This window comes from Streptomyces albidus (ex Kaewkla and Franco 2022) (assembly GCF_013870515.1).
Taxonomy (GTDB): domain Bacteria; phylum Actinomycetota; class Actinomycetes; order Streptomycetales; family Streptomycetaceae; genus Streptomyces; species Streptomyces albidus.
The window spans coordinates 1-3061 of sequence record NZ_JACBXA010000420.1 but is presented as its reverse complement, the minus strand read 5'-3'; the positions used below and the strand labels follow the sequence as shown (position 1 = coordinate 3061).

Below are 3061 nucleotides of genomic sequence, written 5' to 3'. Positions count from 1 at the left end.
ACGCGGGCGGCCTTGCGAGCGGTGCGGTAGTCGCGCAGCCGCCAGCCCATTTCGCGCGCGTGGTCGCGAAGGCGGCTGTCAGGATTGATCGCATACGGATATCCGACGAGCGAGAGCATCGGGATGTCGTTCGCCGAGTCGCTGTAGGCGGCGCATCGTTCCAGCTCCAGGCCCTCCGCGGCGGCGAGCGCCCGTACGGCCTCGGCCTTGGCCGGGCCGTGCAGCGGTTCGCCGACGAGCCTGCCCGTGTAGACGCCGTCGACCGATTCGGCGACGGTGCCCAGGGCGCCCGTCAGGCCGAGCCGGTGCGCGATGATCGTCGCCGTCTCGACGGGAGCTGCGGTCACGAGCCAGACCTTCTGGCCGGCGTCGAGGTGCGCCTGGGCGAGCGCGCGCGTGCCGGGCCAGATGCGGCCGGCCATGTATTCGTCGTAGATCTCCTCGCCCATGGCGGTGAGTTCGCTGACGCGGTGGCCCTTGACGATGGACAGGGCGCTGGACCGTACGTCCGCCATGTGCCCGGCGTCCTCGCGGCCCGCCATCCGGAAGTAGGCCTGCTGCCAGGCGAAGCGGGCGAGTTCGCGCTTCTCGAAGAAGTCGCGCTTGTAGAGCCCGCGGCCGAAGTGGAAGAGGGCGGCGCCCTGCATGACCGTGTTGTCCAGGTCGAAGAACGCGGCGGCGTGGGTGTCGCCGACGACCGGGAACTCGACCTCGGGCGGTGCGGACGCGACCAGTTCGAGTTCCTGCTTGCGGGCCGCCTCGGCGGACGCTTCGCCGGCGAGCACGCTGCGTGCCGTCGCGGCACGGCTGCGACGGGTGAGCCAGTGCCAGGCGAGAGCGGGGGAGGGGCGGGAAGCCATGTCGTCGAGGATAGCGACCACTTGCGCCCGCGCTGTTACGCCCGGGTGTCCAGATGTCGACGCTCCGGCACACGGACGGGACGGCCCGGTTGCACGTGCCTGGTAGGCGGGGGTGACGTCAACTCCCGGGCGCCTGGGCCCCCTCGTGGCCGGACCGTACAGAACCGCAGGTGGGCACCGTCGAGGGGTGGAGGGGGCTGTGCCGGTTGTGAAGCGGGGCGGACGTGACGTGTGGTGACGGCGAAGCGTGACAATGGGGCGCATGAGAACTGTCACGCTGATCGGGAAGCCCGGATGCCATCTGTGCGACGTGGCGCGGGACGTGGTCGTCCGGGTGTGCGCCGAGACCGGAGCGGCCTGGGAGGAGAAGAACATCAACGAGGACCAGGAGCTCTACAGGAAATACTGGGAGCAGATCCCCGTTGTACTCGTGGACGGCGCACAGCACGACTTCTGGCGGGTGGACCCGCAGCGGCTGCGCAAGGCGCTCGAGGGGTAGCCGGCTCGGTCCTGCCGCGCACGTGGCCGGCGTCGTGAACGGGCCGGAAGCGGCGATCCGTGATGAGTCAGACGTGAGGAGTGACGTGTGTCGCCACTGGTGCATGTGTCACCGGTCACGTTGACCGGACAAAACGGACTCCATCTTTGTGCACGCGTTCACAAAGGCATAGCCTTGTCGCGATGGGGCGGTCAGGACGCGCATCCCGCGCAGGATCGCTCACCGCTTCGCGCAACCGGCAGGAGCACCGTGGCAACTGGCCGAAATCACCGACCGGCGACGAGCCGGAGCCGAGGAATCCCCGAGGCCACCGTCGCCCGGCTACCGCTGTATCTGCGGGCCCTCACCGCGCTGTCCGAGCGCTCGGTCCCCACGGTCTCGTCCGAGGAGCTGGCGGCCGCCGCCGGGGTCAACTCCGCGAAGCTGCGCAAGGACTTCTCCTACCTCGGCTCCTACGGCACCCGGGGTGTCGGCTACGACGTCGAGTACCTCGTCTACCAGATCTCCCGCGAGCTCGGCCTGACCCAGGACTGGCCCGTCGTCATCGTCGGTATCGGTAACCTCGGCGCCGCCCTGGCCAACTACGGAGGCTTCGCCTCCCGCGGCTTCCGCGTCGCCGCCCTCATAGACGCGGACCCCTCCCTGGCGGGGAAGCCCGTCGCGGGCATCGACGTGCAGCACACCGACGCGCTCGAGCAGATCATCGCCGACAACGGCGTCTCCATCGGTGTCATCGCCACCCCTGCCGGCTCCGCGCAGCAGGTGTGCGACCGGCTCGTCGCCGCCGGCATCACCTCCATCCTCAACTTCGCCCCCACCGTGCTGTCCGTCCCCGAGGGTGTGGACGTACGGAAGGTCGACCTCTCCATCGAGTTGCAGATCCTCGCCTTCCACGAGCAGCGCAAGGCGGGCGAGGACGCACCCGAGGAGGAGGAGACCGCTCCGCCGGCGGCTCCGCCCGCCGCCGCGGTGACCAAGCGCCCCGGACCGGGACCTGACGGGGACGTCCCCGCCGTGATGCCGGCATGAGCCTGCTGGTCGTCGGCCTGAGCCACCGCAGTGCGCCGGTGAGCGTGCTGGAGCGGGCCGTTCTCGCGCCGCAGGTGCGCGAAAAGCTGCTGCAGGACTCGATGAGCGCGGAGCCCGCAGCGGAAGCGGCGGTGCTCTCCACGTGCAACCGCATCGAGCTCTACGCCGACGTCGACAAGTTCCACGCCGGTGTCGCGGAGCTGTCGACCCTGCTCGCGCAGCACAGCGGCGTCGGCCTGGACGAGCTGACCCCTCATCTGTACGTGCACTACGAGGACAGGGCCGTCCACCACCTGTTCTCGGTGGCCTGCGGCCTGGACTCGATGGTCGTCGGCGAAGGCCAGATCCTCGGCCAGATCAAGGACGCCCTCGCCGTCGCACAGGACCAGCACACCGCTGGGCGGCTGCTGAACGACCTCTTCCAGACGGCGCTGCGCACGGGGAAGCGGGCGCACACCGAGACCGGCATCGACAAGGCGGGGCAGTCGCTGGTCACCTTCGGTCTCGAGCAGCTCGCGGGCAGCGAGGCCGTCGAGGACTGGGTACGCGGCAAGCGTGCCCTCGTCATCGGGGCGGGCTCGATGTCCTCCCTCGCCGCGACGACTCTCGCGCGCGCAGGTGTAGCCGAACTGGTGATCGCCAACAGGACCCTGGACCGTGCCGAGCGGCTGGC

4 protein-coding genes are annotated in these 3061 nt (G+C 70.0%); 3 read left to right on the top strand and 1 reads right to left on the bottom strand.

What is annotated here, in order from left to right:
* Positions 1-860, bottom strand: an 860-nt coding sequence (locus H5J26_RS29935; RefSeq protein WP_181769096.1) for an HAD family hydrolase, incomplete at its 3' end; no start/stop codon positions are given.
* Between the two features lie 262 nt (positions 861-1122).
* Between H5J26_RS29935 and H5J26_RS29930 the strand changes: the two genes are divergently transcribed.
* The 3 genes from H5J26_RS29930 to hemA form a co-directional block, all read left to right on the top strand.
* Positions 1123-1359, top strand: coding sequence for a glutaredoxin family protein (locus H5J26_RS29930; RefSeq protein ID WP_181769095.1), 237 nt, complete (start codon positions 1123-1125; stop codon positions 1357-1359).
* A gap of 249 nt (positions 1360-1608) precedes the next feature.
* On the top strand, positions 1609-2388 hold the full coding sequence (locus tag H5J26_RS29925; protein ID WP_181769094.1) for a redox-sensing transcriptional repressor Rex: 780 nt from the start codon (positions 1609-1611) through the stop codon (positions 2386-2388).
* Positions 2385-3061 (top strand): glutamyl-tRNA reductase (hemA, locus tag H5J26_RS29920; protein WP_181769093.1); only part of this gene is annotated, 677 nt, incomplete at its 3' end. The genes H5J26_RS29925 and hemA, both read left to right, overlap by 4 nt.